The organism is Hydrogenophaga sp. (assembly GCF_031426985.1).
Lineage (GTDB): Bacteria > Pseudomonadota > Gammaproteobacteria > Burkholderiales > Burkholderiaceae_C > Hydrogenophaga.
Window position 1 is genome coordinate 25,069 of the sequence record NZ_JASJOY010000039.1, and the last position, 22,412, is coordinate 47,480.

Sequence of the window (22,412 nt, forward strand, 5' to 3'; positions counted from 1 at the left end):
CGATCTGGGCCGTGGTCATCAGGGGCAGGTCGCCCACTTCGATGGCCTGGATCTGGTCGGTGGTCAGCGCGGCCACCTGGCCGGTGGTGAGCTTGTCGATCTGCGCCGTGCCCAGCGCCGCGATCTGCGCCGTCGTGAGTGACGGGACATCGCCCACTTCAATGGCCTGCAGCTGCGCCGAGGTCAGCGCGGCCACGTCGGCCGTCTCGATGGCGGCGATCTGGCCGGTGGTCAGGGCCGCGATCTGGCCCACGGTCAGCGCGCGGGCCTGGGCCGTGGTCAGGGCGGCGATCTGGGCCGTGCCCATGGCGGCCAGGTCGGCCGTTTCGATGGCGGCCACCTGCGCGGTGGTCAGCACGGCAACCTGACCCACGGTCAGGGCAGCGGCCTGCTCGGTGGTCAGGGCGACGATCTGGGCCGTGGTCATCAGGGGCAGGTCGCCCACTTCGATGGCCTGGATCTGCGCCGTGGTCAGCGAGGGCAGCTGGCCCACGGTGAGCGCGCCCAGCTGGGTGCTGGTCAGCGCGGCGATCTGGGTCGGCGTCAGCGCGGCCAGCTGGCCGGCGCTCAGCGCCTGCACCTGTGCCGTGGTCAGGGCCTGGACCTGGGCGGTGCCCAGGCCGGCCACGTCGGCCGTGCCCAGCCAGCCCAGCTGCTCGGTCGTCAGCGCCGGCACCTGGTCGGTGCTCAGCTGCCCGATCTGCGCCACGCTCAGCGCGTCGATCTGGGCCGAGGTGAGCTTGACCAGATCGGCGGTCTCGATCGCGGCGATCTGGCTGCCCGACAGGCGCACCAGCTGGTCGGCGGTGAGCTTGCTGATCTGGGTGGTGGTCAGCGCGGCGATCTGGGCCGTGGTCAGCGCGGGCACGTCGATGTCTTCCAGCGCCACCAGCTGCGCGGTGGTCAGCGCGGCGATCTGGGCGGTGGTCAGCTTCTCGACCTGGCCGCTGCTCAGCGCCACGATCTGGGCGGTGGTCAGCTCGTCGATGTCGGTCGTCTCAATGGCGGCCACCTGCGCGGTGGTCAGCAGCTCGATCTGGCGGGTGGTCAGCCCGGCGAGCTGGCTGCCCGAGAGCGCGGCGATCTGATCGGTCGTCAGGCGCACCAGGTCTTCGTCTTCCAGCGCCTGCAGCTGGGTGGTGGTCAGCGCGGCCACCTGGGCGGTGCTCAGGTCGTCGATCTGGGCCGTGGTCAGGGCCACGATCTGCGCCGTCGTCAGCTTGGCCACGTCGGCCGTTTCAATGGCGGCGAGCTGCGTGGTGGTCAGCGCGGCGATCTGCGTGGTGTTCAGGTCATCGATCTGGGCCGTGGTCAGCGCGGCGATCTGGGCGGTGCTCAGCGTGACCAGGTCGGCCGTCTGGATGGCCTGCAGCTGGGCCGCTGTGAGGGCCGCGATCTGGGCCGGCGTCAGGGCCTGCAGCTGGGCCGCGGTCATGGCCTCGATCTGGCCGGTGCTCAGCGTGGCCAGGTCGGCCGCCTCGATGGCCGCCACCTGGGTGGTCGTGAGCTTGTCGATCTGGGCCGTGCTCAGGGCGCGGAACTGCGCCGTGGTCAGCGCGGCGATCTGCTCGGTCGTCAGCGCGGCCAGGTCGGCGGTTTCCATCGCGGCGATCTGGGCCGCGGTCAGGCGCGCCACGTTGGCGGCCGTCAGCGCGGCCACCTGGGCGGTGCCCAGGGCCTGGATCTGCTCGGTCGTCAGCGCCACCAGGTCGGCCGATTCCAGGCCGTTGAGCTGGGTGCTGGTCAGGGCGGCGATCTGGGCCGGCGTCAGGGCGCGGATCTGCGCGGTGCTCAGCGACTGCAGCTGGGCCACGCTCATGGCGGTCACGTCGGCGGCGTCGAACAGCGCGATCTTGGCCGGCGTGAGCGCGGCCAGCTGGTCCGTGGTCAGGGCCGCGACCTGGTCGGAGGTCAGGGCGACCAGCTGGGCGTTGCTCAGCTGCACCAGGTCGGCGGTCTCGATGGCCTGGATCTGGCCCGTGGTCAGCGCGGCGATCTGGGTGGTCGTGAACTGGCCGATCTGGGCCGTGCTCAGCGCCGCGATCTGCGACACCGTCATCGACGGCAGGTCGGCCACTTCAATGGCGGCCAGCTGCGCCGGGCTCAGCGCGGCCACCTGGCTCACGGTGAGGGCGGCCAGCTGGGCGGTGCCCAGCGCGGCGATCTGCGCCGGCGTGAGCGCGGCCAGCTGGGCCGTGCTCAGGCCCGCGATGCGGGCGGGGGCCAGGGCCGGGATGTCGGCGATCTCGATGGCCGTGATCTGGGCCGGCTTGAGCGCGGCCACCTGGCCGGCGTCGAGCGCGGCCACCTGGGCGGTGGTCAGCGCGGCCACCACGTCGGTGGACAGGGCGGCCACCTTGGCGGTGGTCAGCGCGGCGATGTCGGCGGTGTCGATGGCGGCCACCTGGCCGGCCGTCAGCGCGTTCAGCTGGGTGCTGCTCAGGGCGTTGAGCTGGCTGGCGCTCAGCGCGGTGACCTGGGCCGGCGTGAGCGCCTGCACCTGGGTGGTGGTCATCTGGGCCAGCACGGCGGTGGACACGCCTTGCAGGTCGGCCGCGTCGATGGCGGCGATCTGCCCGGCGGTCAGGCCGCTGAACTGTTCGGAACTCAGCGCCGCGATCTGGGCCGAGGTCAGCGCCGTGAGGTCGGCGTTGGCCAGGGCCTGCAGGTCGGCCACCTCAATGGCGCGCACCTGGGCGGTGGTCAGCGTGGCGAGCTGCTCGTCGCTCAGCGCGGTCAGTTGCGCGGCGTCCAGTGCCGCGATGGCGGCGGTGGACAGCAGGCGCAGGTCGCGCGTTTCCAGCGCGGCCACCTGGGCGGTGCTCAGGGCATCGGCCTGGGCCGCGGTGAGGGCGGCGGCCTGGTCGGTGGTCAGCGCGACGATGTCGTCGGTGCCCAGACCGGCCAGCGCGGCGGCGCTGAGGCTGACGAGGTCGGCCGTTTCCAGGGCCGCCACTTGCGAGGTGCTCAGCGCGCCCACCTGGGCGGACGTCAGCACGGCCGCCTGGTCGGTGGACAGGGCCTGGACCTGGGCGTTGGTCAGCGCGGCCACCTGGGCGGTGGCCAGCGACTGCACCACCGCGGTGGTCAGGGCGGACAGGTCGGCGGTTTCGATGGCACGGATCTGGGCGGTGCCCAGGTGTGCGGCCTGCGCGACCGAGAGGGTGCCCACCTGGTAGGGGTTGAGGCCGGCGATCTGGGCGTTGGTCAGGGCGGCGATCTGGGCCGAGGACAGCTGGGCAAAGGCGCCGGTGCTCAGGGCGGTCAGCGCGTCGGGGTTGATGGACGCCAGCTGCGCGGTGGTCACGGCGGCCACCTGGGCGGTGCTCAGGGCACCCACCTGGTCGCTGCCCAGCGCCGCGAACTGCGCGGTGGTCATGGCGGCGAGGTCGGCGGTCTCCAGCGCGGCGATCTGGGTCGGCGTCAGCGCGGCCACCTGGCCGACGTTGAGCGCTGCGGCCTGCGCGGTGGACAGCGCGGCGATGGCGGCGGTGGACAGCTCGCGCAGATCCGTCGTCTCCAGGGCCGAGAGTTGCAGCGTGCTCAGCGCGGCCACCTGGGCGGTCGTCAGCACGGCCGCCTGGTCGGTGGTGATGCCTTGCACCTGGGCCAGGGTCAGGCCGCCGATCTGGGCGGCGGTGAGGCCGTCGAAGGTGCCCGCGTCGATCACGGCCAGGTCTTCCACGTCCAGCGCAGCGATCTGGGTCGCACTCAGCGCGGCGACCTGTGCGGTGCTCAGCTGCGACACCTGCTCGGGTGCGAGGGCCTGCACCTGGGCCGTGCCCAGCGCGGCGACCGCGGCGGTGGACAGCGCGGCCACCTGCTCGGTGCTCAGGGCGCGCATCTGCGCGGTGCTCAGCCCGGCCACCTGCAGCGCCGTCAGGCGGCCGATGGTGGTGGTGGGCAGGTCGGCCAGGTCGGCGGTTTCGATGGCGCCCACCTGGGCCGCCGTCAGCGCGGCGAACTGTGTGGAGGTCAGGGCCAGCAGCTGCTCGGCCGTGAGCGCGCCCACCTGGGCGGTGGTCAGGGCCTGCACCTGGGCGGTGCTCAGCTTGGCCATGGTGGTGGTGTCGAAGGCGGCCAGGTCGGCGGTTTCGATGGCCGCGATCTGGGCCCCCGTCAGCGCCGCCATCTGGGCGGTGGTCAGGGCGTCGATCTGGGCCGAGGTCAGGGCCGCCATCTGGCCGCTGGTCAGGACCGGCACCTGGGCGGTGGTCAGGGCGGTGATGACGTCGGTGGCGATGCCGTCCAGGTCATCGCCCTCGATGGCGGCCACCTGGGCATTGGTCAGCTGCGCGATCTGGGCGGCGCTGAGCGCGGCCACCTGGGCGGTGGTCAGCGCCTGGATCTGCGCCGTGGTCAGGGCGCGCAGGTCGGCCGACTCCAGCGCACGGATCTGCGCGGTGGTGAGCTTGACCAGACTGTCCTCGGGCAGCGCACGCACCTGGGCAGTGGTCAGGGCCTGGATCTGCGTGGTGGTCAGGGCCTGGATCTGGGCGGTGGACAGGGCACCGATCTGCGCCGTCGTCAGGGCCGCGATCTGGGCGGTCTTGAGCGTCGGGATCACGGTCGGGTCCAGGTGGGCCAGCTGGCTGGCCGAGAGCAGCGCGAAGTCGCTGCCGTCCAGCGCCGCCACCTGCGTCGCGCTCAGCGCGGCGATCTGGGCGGTGGTCAGGGCCATCACCTGGCTGGCGGTCAGGGCCTGTACCTGGGCCGTGCCCAGGCTGCCCAGGGCGCTGGCCGACAGCTGCACCAGGTCGACCGTTTCGATGGCCGCGATCTGGGCCGTCGTCAGCTTGGGCGCCTGGGCGCTGGTCAGGGCGGCCATCTGGGTGGGCGTGAGGGCACGCACCTGGGCCGTGGTCAGCGCGGCGATGCTGGTGGTGGGCAGGGCGCCCACATCGGCCGCATCGATGGCGGCGATCTGGCTGGCAGTCAACAGCTTGAGCTGGGCCGTGCTGAGCGCGCCGAGCTGGCCGGCGCTCAGGGCCTGGATCTGGCCGGTCGTGAGCGCGGACAGGTCGTTGGTGGCGATGGCCCGCACCTGGGCCGTGGTCAGCGCGGCCACCTGGGCCGGCGTGAGCCGGCTGACCTGTTCGGTGCTCAGGGCCACGATGGCGGCGGTGGACAGCTGGGCCACGTCGGCCGGGTCCAGCGCCACCAGCTGGGCGGTGGACAACGCGGCCACCTGGGCGGTGGTCAGGGCGGAGGTCTGCGCGCCGGTCAGGGCGGCGATCTGGGCCGTGCTCAGGCGGGCCAGGTCCACCGTCTGCAGGGCTTTGACCTGGGCCGTGGTCAGCGCGGCGATCTGGCCGGTGGTCAGCGCCGGCACCTGGGCCGTGGTCAGGGCCGCGATCTGGACCGAAGTGAGGGCCGCGACGGCGGTGGTCGAGAGGCTGGCCAGGTCGGCGTTTTCCATCAGCGCCAGCTGGGCGGTGCCGATCTTGGCGACCTGGGCCGCCGTCAGGGCGGCCGCCTGGGCCGTGGTCAGCGCCGCGATCTGCGCGTTGCTCAGCGCCGGGATCACGGCCGTGGACAGGCCCGCCACTTCGCTGGGCGTGAGCGCCGCGAACTGGGTGGGCGAGAGGCCTGCGACCTGGGTGGAATTCATGGCGGCGACCTGGTCGGCCGTCAGCGCACCGACCTGGTCCAGGCTCAGGGTGCGGATGTCGTCGGTGCCCAGCGCCCTGATCTGCGCAGCGGTCAGCGCGCCCACCTGGGCGGCGCTCAGGGTCTGGATCTGGGTGGTGGTCAGGGCGTTGATGTCGGCGGTCTGCATGGCCGCGACCTGGGTGGGCGTGAGCGCGGCCACCTGGGCCAGCGTCAGCGCACGCACCTGGGCGGTGCTCAGGCCGGCGACGGTCTGGGTCGCCAGCTGGGCCAGGTCAACCGTCTCCAGCGCCTGGATCTGTTTGGTGCTCATGGCCGCGATCTGCACCGGCGAGAGGGCCGAGGCCTGCACCGAGGTCAGGGCGGCGATCTCGGCCGTCGTCTTGGCGGCCACCTGGGCGGCCGTCCATTGCGTCACCAGGCGGATGGCCTGCTGGTCGGCGCTCAGCGGGGTGGTCAGCGCCGCGATCTGCGCGGTGCTCAGGGCACCGATCTGCACGTAGTTCAGGGCGCCCACCTGGTCGGCCGTCAGGGCTGCCACGTCGACGGTTTGCAGGGCCTTGGTCTGGGCACTGGTCAGCGCGGCCACGGCTGCGGTGCCCAGCGCGCTCACCTGGGCCGTGCTCAGGGCCACCACCTGGGCGGTGGTCAGGCCCACGATGGCGCTGGCGCTCAGGCTGGCCATGTCGGCCGATTCGATGGCCGCCAGCTGCGCGGTGCTCAGCGAGGCGATCTGGGTCGAGGTCAGCGCCCCAACCTGGCTGCCGGACAGGGCTTGCAGCTGTGCGGTGGTCAGCGCCTTGACGGCGGCGCTGGACAGCTTGGCCAGGTCGGCGTTTTCCAGCGCCGCGACCTGCGTGGTCGTCAGGGCCGCGACCTGGTTGGACTTGAGGGCGGCGGCCTGCGTGGTCGTCAGCGCGGCGATCTGGCCGGCGCTCAGGGCCTGCAGGTCGTCGGTGGCCAGCGCGCCCACCTGGGCGGTGGACAGGGCCGCAATCTGGTCGGCGCTCAGCGCGGCGGCTTGCGCCGTGGTCAGGGCCACCAGCTGGGCCGAACTCAGGCCCTTGATGGCGTCGGTGCTCAGGCTGGCGATGTCGGTGGACAGGGCGGCCACCTGGGCGGTGTTCAGCGCGGCCACCTGGGCCGAGGTCAGCACACCGACCTGGGCACCCGTGAGGGCGGCGGCCTGCGCGGTGGTCAGGCCCTTGAGTGTGGCGGGCGCCACCTTGGCCAGGTCGGCGATCTCGATGGCCGCCACCTGGGTGGTGCTCAGCGCGGCGAGCTGGGCGGACTTGAGCGCGGCGGCCTGCGCGGTGGTGAGGGCGGCGATCTGGCCGGCGCTCAGGGCCTGCACGTCGTCGGTGGCCAGGACGGCCACCTGGGCCGTGGTCAGGGCGGCGATCTGCGCGGTGGTCAGCGCAGCGGCCTGGGCAGAGGAAATCCCCACCACCTGCGCGGTGGTCATGCCCTGCAGCGCAGCGGTGGTCAGACTGGCGATGTCGGTCGAGAGGCCGGCCACCTGGGCCGCGCTCAGGGCGGCGAGCTGGGCCGCGCTCAGTTCGGCCACCTGGGCGGCGGTGAGGGCGGTCATGTCGTCAGCGCCCAGGCCCTTGACGGCGCTGACGCTGAGTTTGGCCACATCGGCCGCTTCGATGGCGGCCACCTGCGCGGTGGTCAGGGCGGCGATCTGGGTGGACTTGAGGGCGGCCGCCTGCGCGGTGGTCAGGGCGGCGATCTGGGCGGTGCTCATCGCCCCCACATCCGCCGCCTCCATGGCGGCGATCTGGGCGGTGGAGAAAGCCGCGATCTGGGCCGGGCTCAGGGCGGCGATCTGCGCCGTGGTCAGCCCCACGATCTGGGCCGTGCTCAGACCGGCCAGTGCCGACGGGCTCAGGCTGGCGATGTCGGCCGACATGGCGCCGATCTGGGCGCCGCTGAGGGCGGCCAGCTGGGCCGAGGTCAGGGCCTGCAGCTGGGTCGTGGTCAGGGCATCGATCTGGGCCGTGGTCAGCCCCTTGACGGCGGTGGCCGTCAGCTTGGCCAGGTCGGCGTCTTCCAGCGCAGCCACCTGGGTGGTGGTCAGCTTGGCCACCTGGGCCGAGGTCAGGGCGCCGGCCTGGGCGGTGGTCAGGGCCACGATCTGGGCGGTGCTCAGCGCAGCCAGGTCGTCGGTGGCCATGGCGGCGATCTGGGTCGGCTTGAGCGCGGCGATCTGCGCCGGCGACAGGGCCGCCACCTGCGTGGTGGTCAGGCCCACGATCTGCGCCGTGGTCAGGCCCTGCAGGGAGGCGTCGCTCAGGCTGGCGATGTCGGTGGAGATGGCAGCGATCTGGGTTGCGCTCAGGGCACCCAGCTGGGCCGAGGTCAGGGCCGCAAGCTGGGCCGTGCTCAGCGCGTCCACCTGGGCGGTGCTCAGGCCTTTGAGGGCCCCGAGGCTGAGTTTGGCCACATCGGCCGTTTCCAGCGCGGCCACCTGGGCGGTGCTCAACGCGGCCAGCTGGGCCGAGGTCAGGGCACCGGCCTGGGCCGTGGTCAGGGCCGCGATGCGGTCCGCCGCCAGTTGCTGGATGTCGTTGGTGGCGAGCGCCGCCACCTGCACCGGCGTCAGGCTGGCCACCTGGCCGGTCGTCAGCGCGGCCACCTGGGCGGTGGTCAGGGCCACCACCTGGGCGGTGGTCAGGCCCTTGATGGCGCTGGTCGAAATGCTGGGCACGTCGGCCGCTTCGATGGCGCCGATCTGCGTGGTGCTCAGGGCCGCGAGCTGCGTCGAGGTGAGTGCGGCGACCTGGCCGGCCGACAGGGCGGCCACCTGGGCGGTGCTGACGCCTTTGAGCGCCGCGGCGCTGAGGGCGCCCACGTCGGCGGTTTCCAGCGCGGCCAGCTGGGTGGTGCTCAGCAATTTGAGCTGGGCCAGCGTGATGGCGGCGGCCTGCGCCGTGGTCAGCGCGGCGATCTGGGTCGCGTCCAGCTGGGTGATGTCGTTGGTGGCGATGGCCGCCACCTGGGCGGGCGTGAGGGCCGCGATCTGGGCGGGGGTGAGCGCGGCCACCTGGGCGGTGCTCAGGGCCACCACCTGGGCGGTGGTCAGGCCCTTGACGGCGGCGGTGCCCAGGCTGGCGATGTCGGTGGAGATGGCGGCGATCTGGGCCGTGGCCAGGGCGGCGATCTGGGCCGAGGTCAGCGCCCCCACCTGGCTGGCGGTCAGCGCGGCCACCTGGGCGGTGGTCAGGCCCTTGACCGCGGTGGCGGTCAGGGCGGCAAGGTCGGCGGTTTCGAGCGCGGCCACCTGGGTGGTGCTCAGCGCGGCCAGCTGGTTCGACTTCAGCGCCGCGGCCTGCGCCGTGGTCAGTGCCACGATCTGGTCCGTGCCCAGTTGCTGCAGGTCGTTGGTGGCCATGGCTGCCATCTGCACCGGCGACAGCGCGGCCACCTGGGCGGCCGTCAGCGCGGCCGCCTGGGCGGTGGTCAGTGCCACCACCTGCGCCGTGCTCAGGCCCTTGACGGCGCTGGTGGACAGGTTGCCGAAGTCGGCCGACTCGATGGCCGCGACCTGGGCCGTGCTCAGGGCTGCGATCTGGCCGGAGGTCAGGGCCCCGGCCTGTGCACCGCTCAAGGCGGCGATCTGCGCGTTGCTGAGCTTCTTGATGTCATCGACGGCGATGGCCGCGATCTGGGCATTGCTCAGCGCGGCGATCTGGCCCGTGGTCAGGGCGGCCACCTGGGCGGTGGTGAGCGCGGCGATCTGGGTCGCGCTCAGGCCGGGCAAGGCGTCGGTGGTGATCTGGACCAGGTCAACGGTCTGCACGGCGGCCAGCTGGGTTGCGGTCAGCTTGGCCAGCTGTGCCGAGGTCAGCGCGGCGGCCTGGTCGGTGGACAGGGCCACGATCTGGGCCGTGGTCAGGCCCGAGATGGCGCCGGTGGCGATGCCAGCGACGTCGGTGCCCAGCGCGGCCAGCTGCGCTGTGGACAACTGGGCGAGCTGTGTGCCCTTCAGACCCGCGACCTGGGTGGAGCTCAGGGCATCGATCTGCGCGGTGCTCAGCAGCTTGAGGTCGTCGGTGGCGATGGCCCCGACCTGGGCCGCCGTCAGGGCGGCGATCTGTGTGGTGGTCAGGCTGGTCACCTGGGCGCTGGTCAGCCCGGCGATCTGGGTGCTGGTCAAGCCCGGCAGCGCCGCGGCGCTGATGTTGTCCACGTCGGCGGTTTCGATGGCCGCGATCTGCGCCACGCTCAGCGCACCGAGCTGGGCCGAGGTCAGGGCCGCGATCTGGTCCGAGGACAGCGCCGCCACCTGGGCGGTGGTCAGGCCCTTGACGGCGGTGGTGGACAGGTCGTCCACCACCGACGCAGCCAGCGCGGCCAGCTGCACGGCGGACAAGGACGCCAGCTGGGCCGAGGTCAGGGCCCCGACCTGCCCCGACGACAGCGCGGCGATGTCTTCGGCGGCCAGGCCCTTGATGGCCAGCGTGGTCAGCTGCGCGAGGTCCTGGCTTTCGATGGCCTGGATCTGGGTGCTGCTCATGGCGGCCAGCTGGGCCGAGGTCAGGCCGCTGGCCTGGGCGGTGGTCAGCGCGGCGATCTGACCAGCGGTCAGGGAAGCGGCGTCGGCGGCCTCGATGGCGGTCACCTGGGTCTTGGTCATCACCGCGATGTCGGCCACCTCGATCGCCGCGATCTGACCGGCGGTCATGGCCGCGATCTGAGCGGCGGTGAGGGCCGGGAACTGCACGGTCGAAAAAGCCGCGACATTGCCCACCGACAAGGCCTGGATCTGGGCACTGGTGAGGGCCGGGATCTGAGCAACGGTGAATTCGGCAACGTCTGCCGTGGTCAATCCAGCGATGTCGGTGGTGGTCAGGGCTGCGATTTCCACGGGGGACAGACCGGTGATGATGCTCATGAGGCACTCCTAAGTGCGGGCCAGGGCCACGCGTATGCAGGGATTCGGCAATCGACCGGACACCATCCATCGGAAGGTCAAAAGCCGGCCACTCTGATGGGATCGGCTTTCGGCGCAGCAACTTGAGGCACCGGGGCTTGAGGCATGTTAGGAATCCGGCCCCTGCGCAATGGCGGGAAGAACAGGCACTTTCCCCCGCTGCTCCGGCGTTTGGCGCGGACCACATCGGGCAACCTATGCAGCACGACAAAGGTCCTCCGGGCTGCGGCGCCGCGCGCACTTTTGTGACATCGGTCACAAGCGCTCAAACGGGCGACGGCACCCGGGCCCGCCTGCGTTGTCCGCCCTCCCACCACCAGCCACGCCCTGCACCCATGCTGTCCCGACTGACATCGCCCACCGACCCCATCGGCCAGGCCCTGGCCGGGTTCCGCTCGGCCTTTCGCAGCGTCGGCGTGTTCAGCGCGGTCATCAACCTGCTGATGCTGGTGCCCTCGCTGTACATGCTGCAGGTCTACGACCGCGTCATGACCAGCCAGAACGAGACCACGCTGCTCATGCTCACGCTCATGGTGCTGGGCGCCTTCCTGCTGCAGGCGGGGCTGGAGTTCGTGCGCAGCTTCATGCTGGTGCGCGTCGGCGCCCAGCTGGACATGCAGCTCAACCAGCGCATCTACACCGCCTCGTTCGAACAGAACCTCCGGCGCGGCGGCGGCAACGCCGGCCAGGCGCTGGCCGACCTGACCACGGTGCGCCAGTTCATCACCGGCCAGGGCGTGTTCGCCTTCTTCGACGCACCCTGGTTCCCGATCTACCTGGTGGTCATCTTCCTGTTCGACTGGGTGCTGGGCGTGTTCGCCGTGTGTGGCGTGGCCACGCTGGTGGTGCTGGCCTGGGCCAACGAACGCGTCTCGCGCCAGCCGCTGGCCGAGGCCAACAGCATGGCCGTGAACGCCGGCCAGCTGGCCAACAACAACCTGCGCAACGCCGAGGTGATCGAAGCCATGGGCATGCTGCCGGCGCTGATGAACCGCTGGTTCGCGTTGCACAGCCGCTTCCTGCAACTGCAGGCCGACGCCAGCGAGAAGGCCGGCATCGTGATGGCCACCACCAAGTTCTTCCGCACCGCGCTGCAGTCACTCATCCTGGGCGTCGGCGCGCTGCTGGCGCTCGAAGGACGCATCACCCCCGGCATGATGATGGTCGGCTCGGTGCTCATGGGCCGCGCGCTCGCGCCGGTGGAACAGCTCATCGGCGTGTGGAAAACCTGGGCCTCCACCCGCAGCGCCTGGCAACGCCTGAGCGAACTGCTGGCCGCCCACCCGCCGCGGCGCGACACCATGTCGCTGCCCGCCCCACAGGGCCACCTGGCGCTCGACGGTGTGGTCGCTGCGCCCCCGGGCAGTCCCACACCGGTGATCCGCCAGCTCAGCCTGCAGCTGCCCGCCGGCGAGGTGCTGGGCATCATCGGGCCCAGCGGCTCGGGCAAGTCCACCCTGGCGCGCCTGCTGGTGGGCGTGTGGCCGGCGGCGGCCGGCAGCGTGCGGCTCGATGGCGCCGACGTCTACCAGTGGAACAAGGCCGAGCTCGGCCCCCACCTGGGCTATCTGCCGCAGGACATCGAACTCTTCGCCGGCACCGTGGGCGAGAACATCGCGCGCTTTGGCGCCGTGGACGCCGAACGCGTGATCGAGGCCGCGCGCCGCGCCGGCGTGCACGACATGGTGCTGCGCCTGCCCAAGGGCTACGACACGCCGCTGCGCGATGGTGGCGAAGGCCTCTCGGGCGGCCAGAAACAGCGCCTGGGCCTGGCCCGTGCGCTCTACGGCGACCCGGCCCTGGTCGTGCTCGACGAACCCAATTCCAACCTCGACGACGCCGGCGAGCAGGCCCTGGCCGCCGCCTTGCAGGACCTGCGCCAGCGCGGCAAGACGGTGGTGGTGATCAGCCACCGCAGCAGCGCCATCGCCGCCACCACCCGCCTGCTGGTGCTGCGCGAGGGCGTGGCCCAGGCCTTCGGCCCCACACCGCAGGTGCTGGCCGATCTGGCCCGCGCCAGCCGCCCGCCGGCCAAGCCGGTGGTGGCTGCCGCACCCACCAGCGACCCGGCGCCCGACGCCCTGGCGGCCTGAAGCAACACCTCGAACCCCTGCCATGAGCCCCTCCCCCAACCCCCACCTGCGCGCCGTGCCCAGTGCCCCGCCCACCGCACCCGAAGCCCCTGCGGTGCAGACCGATGCGCGCCGCCACGCGCGCCTGGGCTGGTGGCTGGTGATCGCCGGCCTCTGCGCCTTCCTGCTGTGGGCCGCCGTGGCCCCGCTGGACCAGGGCGTGCCCATGGGCGGCACCCTCACCGTGGCCGGCAACAAAAAGGCCGTGCAGCACCAGAGCGGCGGCACGGTCGAAGCCATCCTGGTCAAAGAAGGCGAGACCGTGAAAGCCGGCCAGCCCCTGGTGCAGATGAACAGCGTGCAGGCGCGTGCCAACGCCGACACCACCCGCACCCAGTACCTGGCCGCGCTGGGCACCGAGGCGCGCCTGCTGGCCGAACGCGACGGCCGCAGCACCATCGTGTTCCCGCCCGAAGTGCAGGCCGCCGCCGGCCAGGCGCACACCGCCGCCGCAGTCGCTGTGCAGCAGCAGCTGTTCGCCTCGCGCCAGAGCGCGCTGCGCAGCGAGCTGGCCGCCATCGACGAAAACATCGCCGGCCTGCAGCTGATGCAGACCGGCCAGAAACTCTCGCTGGACGGCCAGCAGCTGCAGATGCGCCTGCTCAAGGAACAGGTGGACGGCCTGCGCGAACTGGCGCGCGACGGTTTCGTGCCGCGCAACCGCCTGCTGGAGATGGAACGCAGCCAGGCCCAGCTGGTGGCCGCGGTGGCCGAGGCCACCGGCCAGATCGGCCGCAGCCAGCGCCAGATCGCCGAGCTGCGCCTGCGCCAGCTGCAGCGCCAGCAGGACTTCCAGAAAGACGTGCGCACCCAGCTGGCCGAGGTGCAGAAAGAAGCCGAAGCCCTGCGCAGCCGGCTGCAGGGCCTGGACCACGAGGTGGCCAACGCCGTGGTCAAGGCCCCGGTGGACGGCATCGTGGCCGACGTGAACATCTTCACCGCCGGTGGCGTGGTGGCCCCGGGCTTTCGCATGATGGACGTGCTGCCCCTGAACGAACCCCTGATCGTCGAGGGCCAGATCCCGGTGCACCTGATCGATTCGGTGCGCCCACAGCTGCCGGTCGAACTCATCTTCTCGGCCTTCAACCAGAACACCACGCCGCGCGTGCCGGGCGTCGTCACCCAGGTCTCGCCCGACCGGCTGGAAGACCCCAAGACCGGCGTTCCCTACTACCGCCTGCGCGCCGAGATCACGCCCGAAGGCCGGCAGATCATGGGCCGCCTGGACGTGCGCCCCGGCATGCCGGTGGAGCTGTTCGTCAAGACCGGCGAACGCACGCTGCTGACCTACCTGCTCAAGCCGCTGCGCGACAACTTCCGCCTGTCGCTGACCGAAGAATGAAACGCACACGCCGCCTGCTGATCGTCTGCGCCCTGGCCTGCGGCCTGCCGGCGCACGCCGCCCCGCTGGGCCTGCTGCAGGCCTACGAGGCCGCGCGGCAGCACGACCCGCAGCTGCGCGCCGCGCAGGCCGAGCGCGACGCCAGCCGCGAGCAGGCGGTGCTGGGCCGTGCCCAGTTGCTGCCCTCGGTCTCGGCGGTCTACGCCAACAGCCTCAACCACACCGATCTCACCGACGCGGCGGGCGCCACGGGCACGCGCCAGTACCGCAGCACCAGCGCCAGCGTGCAGCTGCGCCAGCCGCTATATCACCCCGAGGGCCTGGCCGCCTGGCGCCAGGGGCAGGCCCTGTCCGCCGCCGGCGAAGCCCAGTTCGCCGCCCGCCAGCAAGACCTGGTGGTGCGCCTGTTCGAGGCCTACGCCGCCGTGCTCTACGCGCAGGAACAGGTGGCGCTCACACGCCGCCAGCTGGACACCTTGTCGCAGCAGCAGCTGGTCAACCAGCGCCTGCTCAGCGGCGGGGAAGGCACCCGCACCGAGCTGCTGGAAACCGTGGCCAAACAGCAGCTGGCCCAGGCGCAGTGGATCGAGGCGCAGGACACGCTGGAACATCAGCGGCGCCTGCTCGCCGCCCTGACCGGCCTGCCGCCGGGCGAGGTGCCCCCCCTGATCGACCCCATGACACCCGCGACCGCGCCGGTGCGCACGCTGGAACAGTGGCAAGCCATGGCGCACGACCAGAACCCCGTGCTGCACAACCTGCGGCTGCAGCTGCAGGCCAGCGGCGAAGAGGTGCGGCGCGCCGACAGCGGCCACCGGCCCCGGCTGGACCTGGTGGCCAGCAGCGGCCGCAGCAGCTCCGACACGGTCAGCACCTACCGCCAGACGCAGCAGGCCAACGCGCTGGGCATCCAGCTCAACATCCCGATCTACGCGGGCGGTGCGGTGTCGGCCGCGTCGCGGCAGGCCCTGGCACGGCAGGACCGTGCCCAGGCCGAGCTGGACGCCCGCACCGCCGAGGTGGTGGTGGAAGTGGAGCGCCAGCACCGGCTGCAGCTCAGCAGCGCCCAGCGCATCCGCGCGCTGGAGCAGGCGGTGGCGTCCAGCCAGCTGCTGGTCGAAGCGACGCAGAAAAGCGTGACCGGCGGTGTGCGCACCAACCTGGACGTGCTCAACGCCCGCGACCAGCTGGTGCAGGCCCGCCGCGACCTGACCCAGTCCCGCCTGGCCCACCTGCTGGCCGGGCTGCGCCTGCGCCTGGCGGCCGGTGTGCTGGACGAAGACGATCTGCGCGCGACCGCCGGGCGCTTCGTGGCCGTCAACGCGCCCTGAAGGGCAGACCGCCGCTCAGGTGTCCTTGGAGATCTTGATGCTGGGGAACTTGCTGGAGAAGTCCTTGGCCTTGGCCGCGATCGTGATCGCGACCTGGCGCGCCACCGTCTTGTAGATGCCGGCGATCTCGCCTTCCGGGTCGGCCACCACGGTCGGGCGGCCGCTGTCGGCCTGCACGCGGATGCTCATGTTCAGCGGCAGCTCGCCCAGGAAGTCCATGCCGTACTCGGCCGCCATCTTCTTGCCGCCTTCGGCGCCGAAGATGTGTTCGGTGTGGCCGCAGTTCGGGCAGCAGTACACCGCCATGTTCTCGACGATGCCCAGGATGGGCACGCCCACCTTCTCGAACATCTTGATGCCCTTGCGCGCGTCCAGCAGGGCGATGTCCTGCGGCGTGGTCACGATCACCGCGCCGGTCATGGGCACGCGCTGGCTCAGCGTGAGCTGGATGTCGCCGGTGCCCGGGGGCATGTCGACGATCAGGTAGTCGAGGTCTTTCCAGTTGGTCTGGCGCAGCAGCTGCTCCAGCGCCTGCGTGGCCATGGGGCCGCGCCAGATCATGGCCTCGTCCTTGTCCACCAGGAACCCGATGGAGATGACCTGCACGCCGTAGTTTTCCAGCGGCTCCATGGTCTGGCCGTCCACGCTCTCGGGCCGGCCTTCGATGCCCATCATCATGGGCTGGCTGGGGCCGTAGATGTCGGCGTCCAGGATGCCGACCTTGGCACCCTCGGCAGCCAGGGCCAGCGCCAGGTTCACGGCCGTGGTGCTCTTGCCCACGCCGCCCTTGCCCGAGGCCACGGCGATGATGTTCTTCACGTTGGGCAGCAACTGCACACCGCGCTGCACCGCGTGCGGGATGATCTTGACCGTGAGGTTGACCGACACGTTCTCCACGCCCGGCACGGCCTTGGCGGCCTCGATGAGCGCGCGGCGCAGCGCCGGGATCTGGCTCTTGGCGGGGTAACCCAGCTCGACGTCGAAGGACACGTCGCCGTACTCGGCCTGCAGGTTCTTCAGGGCCTTGGTGGACACGAAGTCCTTGCCGGTGTTGGGATCGGTGACCGCCTGCAGGGCGGCAAGCAGCGCTTGGGTATCGACGGCCATGGAAGGGGCTCTCCGGGGTACGGGGGGTGGGGGTATGAAGAATCGGACCGAAGTCTAACGGGGTCGGCATGCCCCGCCTAAAATTGCGGGTTCCCTTGCAGAAAGATTCTCGACATGAGCCAGCGCCGCCTGTTCGTCACCACCGCCCTGCCCTACGCCAACGGGCATTTCCACATCGGCCACATCATGGAATACATCCAGGCCGACATCTGGGTGCGTTTCCAGCGCATGCAGGGGCATGAGGTGCATTTCGTCTGCGCCGACGACGCGCACGGCGCGCCGATCATGATCGCGGCCGAAAAGGCCGGCAAGACGCCACAGCAATTCGTGGCCGACATCGCCGCCGGCCGCAAGCCCTACCTGGACGGCTTCCACATCGGCTTTGACAACTGGCACAGCACCGACGGCCCGGAGAACCACGAACTGGCCCAGGCCGTCTACCGCGACCTCAAGGCCAACGACCTGATCGAAACCCGCACCATCGAACAGTTCTACGACCCGGACAAGGGCATGTTCCTGCCCGACCGCTTCATCAAGGGCGAATGCCCCAAGTGCGGCGCGAAAGACCAGTACGGCGACAACTGCGAGGTCTGCGGCGCCGTCTACGCCCCCACCGAGCTCAAGAACCCCTACTCGGCCCTGTCCGGCGCCACGCCGGTGCTCAAGCACTCCGACCACTTCTTCTTCAAGCTGTCCGACCCGCGCTGCCTGGCCTTCCTGGACCAGTGGACCCAGAGCGGCGCGGTGCAGCCTGAGGTGCTCAACAAGATCAGCGAATGGATCGAGCCCGGCGAAGACGGCAAGCCCAAGATGGGCGACTGGGACATCAGCCGCGACGCGCCCTATTTCGGCATCGAGATCCCCGACGCGCCGGGCAAGTACTTCTACGTCTGGCTGGACGCGCCGATCGGCTACCTGGCTTCGCTCAAGAACTACTTCGGCAAGACCGGCCGCGACTACGAGGCCTTCATGGCCGATCCGGCCACCGAGCAGTTCCACTTCATCGGCAAGGACATCATCACCTTCCACACCCTGTTCTGGCCCGCGATGCTCAAGTTCAGCGGCCGCAAGGTGCCCAACGCGGTGTTCGTGCACGGCTTCCTCACCATCAACAACGGCGAGAAGATGAGCAAGAGCCGGGGCACCGGCCTGAACCCGCTCAAGTACCTGGAACTCGGCATGAACCCCGAGTGGCTGCGCTACTACCTGGCGGCCAAGCTCAGCGGCAAGAACGAGGACGTGGACTTCAACCGCGACGACTTCATGCTGCGCGTCAACAGCGACCTGGTGGGCAAGTACATCAACATCGCCTCGCGCGCGGCCGGCTTCATCGCCAAGCGCTTCAACGGCCAGCTGGGGGCCGTCTCGGCCGACGGCGACGCGCTGCTGGACCACCTGCAGAGCCTGGCCCCCACGGTGACCGAGCTGTACGCCGAGCGCGAATACGGCAAGGCGCTGCGCGAGATCATGCTGCTGGCCGACCGGGTGAACGCCTACGTGGACCAGAACAAGCCCTGGGAACTGGCCAAGCAGGACGGCATGGACGCCCGCCTGCAGGACGTGTGCACCACCTGCATCGAAGCCTTCCGCCTGATCTCGCTGTACCTGAAGCCCGTGCTGCCGGCGCTGGCCGCCAACGTGGAAGCCTTCCTCAAGGTCGAGCCGCTCACCTTCGCCGACGCTGGCCGCCTGCTCGGCGCCGGTCACAGCATCGGGGCCTACCAGCACCTGATGCAGCGCGTGGACATCGCCCAGCTCGACGCCCTGTTCGAGCCGCCGCCGGCCCCGGAAGAACCCAAGACCGTTCCGGGCGGCGAACCGGTCGCCGAGACCATCTCCATCGACGACTTCGCCAAGGTCGACCTGCGCATCGCGCAGATCGTCAAATGCGAAGCGGTCGAAGGCTCGACCAAGCTGCTGCGCCTGACGCTGGACGTGGGCGAGGGCCAGACGCGCAACGTGTTCAGCGGCATCGCCAGCATGTACAAGCCCGAGGACCTGGAGGGCAAGCTGACCGTGATGGTGGCCAACCTGGCGCCGCGCAAGATGAAGTTCGGCGTGTCCGAAGGCATGGTGCTGGCGGCCAGCCACGCCGACGAGAAGGCCCAGCCCGGCATCTTCGTGCTGCAGCCCTGGCCCGGCGCCCAGCCGGGCATGCGCATCCACTGACCCGCCATCGATGTTCGCCCCGATCCGCGGCTTCACCAGCCTGCATCGCACGCCGCAGGCCGACCTGAAGCTGGGCACCGTCCTGGCCTTCGTGGCCGGCGCGGCCAACGCGGGCGGCTTCCTGGCCGTGGGGCAGTACACCTCGCACATGACGGGCATGCTCTCGTCGCTGGCCGACAACCTGGTGCTCGGCCAGTTCGTGCTGGCGGGGGCCGGCCTGGTCGCCGTGCTGGCCTTTCTGCTGGGCGCCATGAGCACCGCTTGGCTGGTGAACTGGGGCATGCGGCTGCGCCTGCGCAGCGCCTACGGCCTGCCCCTGCTGATCGAAGCGGCACTGCTGCTGGTGTTCGGCATCTTCGGTGCCGCCATGAGCCTGTGGCAGACCGTGTTCCTGCCGGTCACCGTGGTGCTGCTGTGCTACATCATGGGCCTGCAGAACGCGGTGATCACCAAGATCTCGCAGGCGCGCATCCGCACCACGCACGTGACCGGCCTGGTCACCGATCTGGGCATCGAGCTGGGCAAGCTGCTCTATGTGAACCGCCACCCGGACATGCAGCCGGTGCGGGCCGACCGCGAGCGCCTGCGTGTGCATGCGCAGCTGGTGCTGAGCTTTCTGTCCGGCGGCATCGCCGGCGCGCTGGGCTTCAAATACCTGGGCTACATCAGCACGGTGCCGCTGGCGATCACGCTGTTGTTGCTGGTGATGCGCCCGGCGCTGGACGACTGGCGCCGCCTGCGCACCGCCTGAGTCCGCTCAGCGGTTGCGCTCCAGGTCCGGGTCGGGCACCGACATGGTCGAGACCACCCGCAGGTCGGGGTCGAACACCACGGTGAAGACCTTGCTGTCGCTCTCGTTCGGCCCGTCGTGGTAGCGCCAGTCGTACTGGATTTCCTTCTTCAGTTCGTAGGGCGTGATCTTCATCGGCTTGCCCAGCGTGCGGCGCACCGCTTCCATGGCCATGCCAGGCTGGATCAGCGCAAAGTTGCGCGGCGTGAGCACCTGGCGCAGCGCGCTCATCTTGCCGTCGGCGCCGATGGTGATCTGGTAGTTCTGGTAGCCGGCGGGCTGGCGGTTGTATTCGTAGACCTGGGCGCCATCGGGCCCGTCCCACACCGCTTCGGGCGCGCCGAAGCGCTGGCGCACATCGGCCTCGGTGGACACGCCCTCTTCCAGTTCGCTGATGGCTTGCTGGTCGCACGCCGTCAACAGCCCTGCCACGGCCAGCAGCCACCCGGCCCCCCATCGCACCAGTGGTTTCTGAACACTCAACATGGGACACCCTGTGTGGTTGTGGAGAAATCAGTGTAAAGCGCCACACTGCGCGCCCGCCTCACCCGGCCGGAGCAAAGGTTGCGAGGGGTAACATTTGCCCATGCTGAACAACCTCCCCCCGCTGGCGCCGTTCCGGCCGCGTCTGTTGCAGGACCTGCGGGGCTACAACGGCGAAAAACTGGCGCGGGACGTGGGCGCCGGTGCCACGGTGGGCATCGTCGCCCTGCCGCTGGCCATGGCCTTTGCCATCGCCAGCGGCCTCAAACCCGAGGCCGGGTTGTGGACGGCCATCATCGCGGGCTTCCTGATCTCGGCCCTGGGCGGCACCTCGGTGCAGATCGGCGGACCGGCCGGCGCCTTCATCGTCATCGTCTACGGCATCGTCGAACGCTACGGCGTGGCCAACCTGATGATCGCCACCGCCAGCGCGGGCGTGCTGCTGTTTCTGCTGGGCCTGTTCCGGCTGGGCACGCTGGTGCGCTACGTGCCGGTCAGCGTGGTGATCGGCTTCACCAACGGCATCGCGGTGCTGATCGCACTGTCGCAGGTGCGCGACTGGCTGGGCCTGGACATCGCCCAGATGCCGGGCGACTTCTTCAGCCAGATCGGCACCATCGCCAGCCACATCGGCAGCTTCAACCCCTATGCGTTCGGTCTCGGTGCCCTGTGCGTGCTGGGTCTGTTCGTCTGGCCCCGGCTGTGGGCGGTGGACTCGCAGTTCCGCCGCCAGCTCGACCAGATCGACACCGTGAGCGCGCTCAAGGCCACCTCGCGCCTGCCGGCGCCGGTGGTGGCGCTGGTCACACTGTCGCTGGCGGCCTGGGCCCTGAGCCTGCCGGTGGAGACCATCGGCACCCGCTTTGGCGGCATCCCGCAGGGCGTGCCGGCGTTCGAGCTGCCCGACTTCACCTGGGCCACGGTCAAGCAGCTGGTCACGCCCACGCTCACCATCGCCGTGCTCGGCGCCATCGAATCGCTGCTGTGCGCGCGGGTGGCCGACCAGCTCAGCGACACGCCCAAACACGACCCCAACCAGGAGCTGATGGCCCAGGGCGTGGCCAACTTCGTGGTGCCTTTCTTCGGTGGCATGCCCGCCACCGGCACCATCGCCCGCACGGTGACCAACATCCGTTCGGGGGGGGCGTCACCGGTGGCCGGCATCGTGCACGCGGCCACGCTGGGCGCCGTGGTGCTGCTGGCCGCGCCGCTGGCCCAGCACATCCCGCTGGCGGTGCTGGCCGGCGTGCTGCTGTTCGTGGCCTGGAACATGGGCGAGTGGCGGGAATTCGGGCGGCTCAAACACTTCAGCAACCACTACCGGCTGATGATGGTCTCCACCTTCCTGGTCACCATCGTCTTCGACCTCACGGTGGCCGTGGAACTGGGCCTGGTGCTGGCCTGCGTGCTGTTCGTGCGCCGCCAGAGCGACATCTTCCGCGCCGAACCGCTCGCACAGACCGGACAGCAGCTCACCTACCGGCTCTACGGCTCGCTGTTCTTCGGGGCGGCGGCCAAGATCGACCCCATCGTGGCGGCCGTCCAGCAGTCCCCCACCGCTGTGAACGTGGTGCTGGAAGCCACCCACCTGATCTCGCTGGACACCACCGGGCTGGACGCGCTGGAACAGCTGCACAAGGCCATCGACAAGCGCGGCGGCCACCTGCGCATGGTGGGTTTGAACGAGCAGCCGCGCTCGCTGATGCAACGCTCGGGCTTCGCCGCCAAACTGCACGACGGTGAGTGAACCGGGAGCGCCCGCCGCTGCCCCGGTAAAATCCGCGTTTTCCCTCACACACCCAGCGCTGACCGCCATGTCCTTCTTCGCCCGCCCGCACTACGCGTCTGACGCGACGCAGTTCATCGACCAGCTCAAGACCGCCCAGCCCCAGCTGGAGGCCGAACAGCGCCAGGGCCGCGCCTTGCTGTGGGACAAGACCATCGACCGCGAATTCCAGCGCCAGGCCGAGTCCGCCCGCGTGCCGCAGGGCGCCTACGTCTACCAGACCCTGCCCGACCCGCACTGATCGCTGCTGGCCCGCGCGCGCCCGGCACCGCTGCATGACTCCCGACACCCCTGTGCTCGACGAAGCCCCCGAGGGGCTGGACGCCGTGCTGCCAGCGGTGGTCGACCAGGTCGCGCTGGCCCGCCTGTACGGCGAGCCGCTGTTCTCCATGCCGCGGGACCTGTACATCCCGCCCGATGCGCTGCAGGTCTTCCTCGAAGCCTTTGAAGGCCCGCTGGACCTGCTGCTCTACCTGATCCGCAAGCAGAACTTCAACATCCTCGACATCCCGATGGCGGCGGTGACGCGCCAGTACCTGAGCTATGTGGACGAGATCCGCTCCAGCAACCTGGAACTGGCGGCCGAGTACCTGCTCATGGCGGCCATGCTGATCGAGATCAAGTCGCGCATGCTGCTGCCGCCCAAGAAGACGGCCGAAGGCGAAGAGGCCGAAGACCCGCGCGCCGAGCTGGTGCGCCGCCTGCTCGAATACGAGCAGATGA

General features: G+C 70.6%; 11 protein-coding genes. 8 read left to right on the plus strand and 3 right to left on the minus strand.

Annotation, left to right across the window (positions count from 1 at the left end; all coding sequences use genetic code 11):
• Nucleotides 1-10,510 (minus strand): hypothetical protein (locus tag RMP09_RS05025; protein ID WP_310564906.1); only part of this gene is annotated, 10,510 nt, incomplete at its 3' end.
• Nucleotides 10,511-10,884: 374 nt separating this feature from the next.
• Between RMP09_RS05025 and RMP09_RS05030 the strand changes: the two genes are divergently transcribed.
• Genes RMP09_RS05030 through RMP09_RS05040 form a run of 3 tightly spaced genes read left to right on the plus strand, consistent with a single transcriptional unit; the run spans nucleotide 10,885 to nucleotide 15,354 of the window.
• The gene (locus RMP09_RS05030) at nucleotides 10,885-12,642 is read left to right on the plus strand and encodes a type I secretion system permease/ATPase (RefSeq protein ID WP_310564907.1); all 1,758 of its coding nucleotides are present in this window, start codon (nucleotides 10,885-10,887) and stop codon (nucleotides 12,640-12,642) included.
• 22 nt (nucleotides 12,643-12,664) lie between these two features.
• A complete protein-coding gene (locus tag RMP09_RS05035; RefSeq protein WP_310564908.1) occupies nucleotides 12,665-14,023 on the plus strand; it encodes an HlyD family type I secretion periplasmic adaptor subunit in 1,359 nt (452 codons plus the stop codon).
• Nucleotides 14,020-15,354, plus strand: a complete 1,335-nt coding sequence (locus tag RMP09_RS05040) for a TolC family outer membrane protein (protein ID WP_310564909.1) — start codon at nucleotides 14,020-14,022, stop codon at nucleotides 15,352-15,354. Before RMP09_RS05035 ends, RMP09_RS05040 begins: the two co-directional genes overlap by 4 nt.
• 15 nt (nucleotides 15,355-15,369) lie before the next feature.
• On the opposite strand, the gene apbC is transcribed toward RMP09_RS05040, so the two are convergent.
• A complete protein-coding gene (gene apbC, locus RMP09_RS05045; protein ID WP_310564910.1) occupies nucleotides 15,370-16,461 on the minus strand; it encodes an iron-sulfur cluster carrier protein ApbC in 1,092 nt (363 codons plus the stop codon).
• A gap of 114 nt (nucleotides 16,462-16,575) precedes the next feature.
• On the opposite strand from apbC, the gene metG reads away from it, so the two are divergent.
• Nucleotides 16,576-18,630: a methionine--tRNA ligase gene (gene metG / locus RMP09_RS05050; protein ID WP_310564911.1), complete on the plus strand. Its 2,055-nt coding sequence runs from the start codon at nucleotides 16,576-16,578 to the stop codon at nucleotides 18,628-18,630.
• A 10-nt stretch (nucleotides 18,631-18,640) separates the two neighbouring features.
• Complete coding sequence (locus RMP09_RS05055) at nucleotides 18,641-19,381, plus strand: YoaK family protein (protein WP_310564912.1); 741 nt, start codon at nucleotides 18,641-18,643, stop codon at nucleotides 19,379-19,381.
• 6 nt (nucleotides 19,382-19,387) lie between these two features.
• Here RMP09_RS05055 and bamE read toward each other — a convergent pair whose 3' ends face one another.
• The gene (gene bamE / locus RMP09_RS05060) at nucleotides 19,388-19,906 is read right to left on the minus strand and encodes an outer membrane protein assembly factor BamE (RefSeq protein WP_310564913.1); all 519 of its coding nucleotides are present in this window, start codon (nucleotides 19,904-19,906) and stop codon (nucleotides 19,388-19,390) included.
• A gap of 100 nt (nucleotides 19,907-20,006) precedes the next feature.
• Between bamE and RMP09_RS05065 the strand changes: the two genes are divergently transcribed.
• The 3 genes from RMP09_RS05065 to RMP09_RS05075 all read left to right on the plus strand — a co-directional run.
• Nucleotides 20,007-21,650, plus strand: coding sequence for a SulP family inorganic anion transporter (locus tag RMP09_RS05065; RefSeq protein ID WP_310564914.1), 1,644 nt, complete (start codon nucleotides 20,007-20,009; stop codon nucleotides 21,648-21,650).
• 67 nt (nucleotides 21,651-21,717) lie between these two features.
• Nucleotides 21,718-21,930 carry a DUF3460 family protein gene (locus RMP09_RS05070; RefSeq protein ID WP_310564915.1) on the plus strand — a complete coding sequence of 71 codons (213 nt, stop codon included), beginning with the start codon at nucleotides 21,718-21,720 and terminating at the stop codon, nucleotides 21,928-21,930.
• A 34-nt stretch (nucleotides 21,931-21,964) separates the two neighbouring features.
• On the plus strand, nucleotides 21,965-22,412 hold a 448-nt coding region (locus RMP09_RS05075), incomplete at its 3' end, for a segregation/condensation protein A (protein ID WP_310564916.1).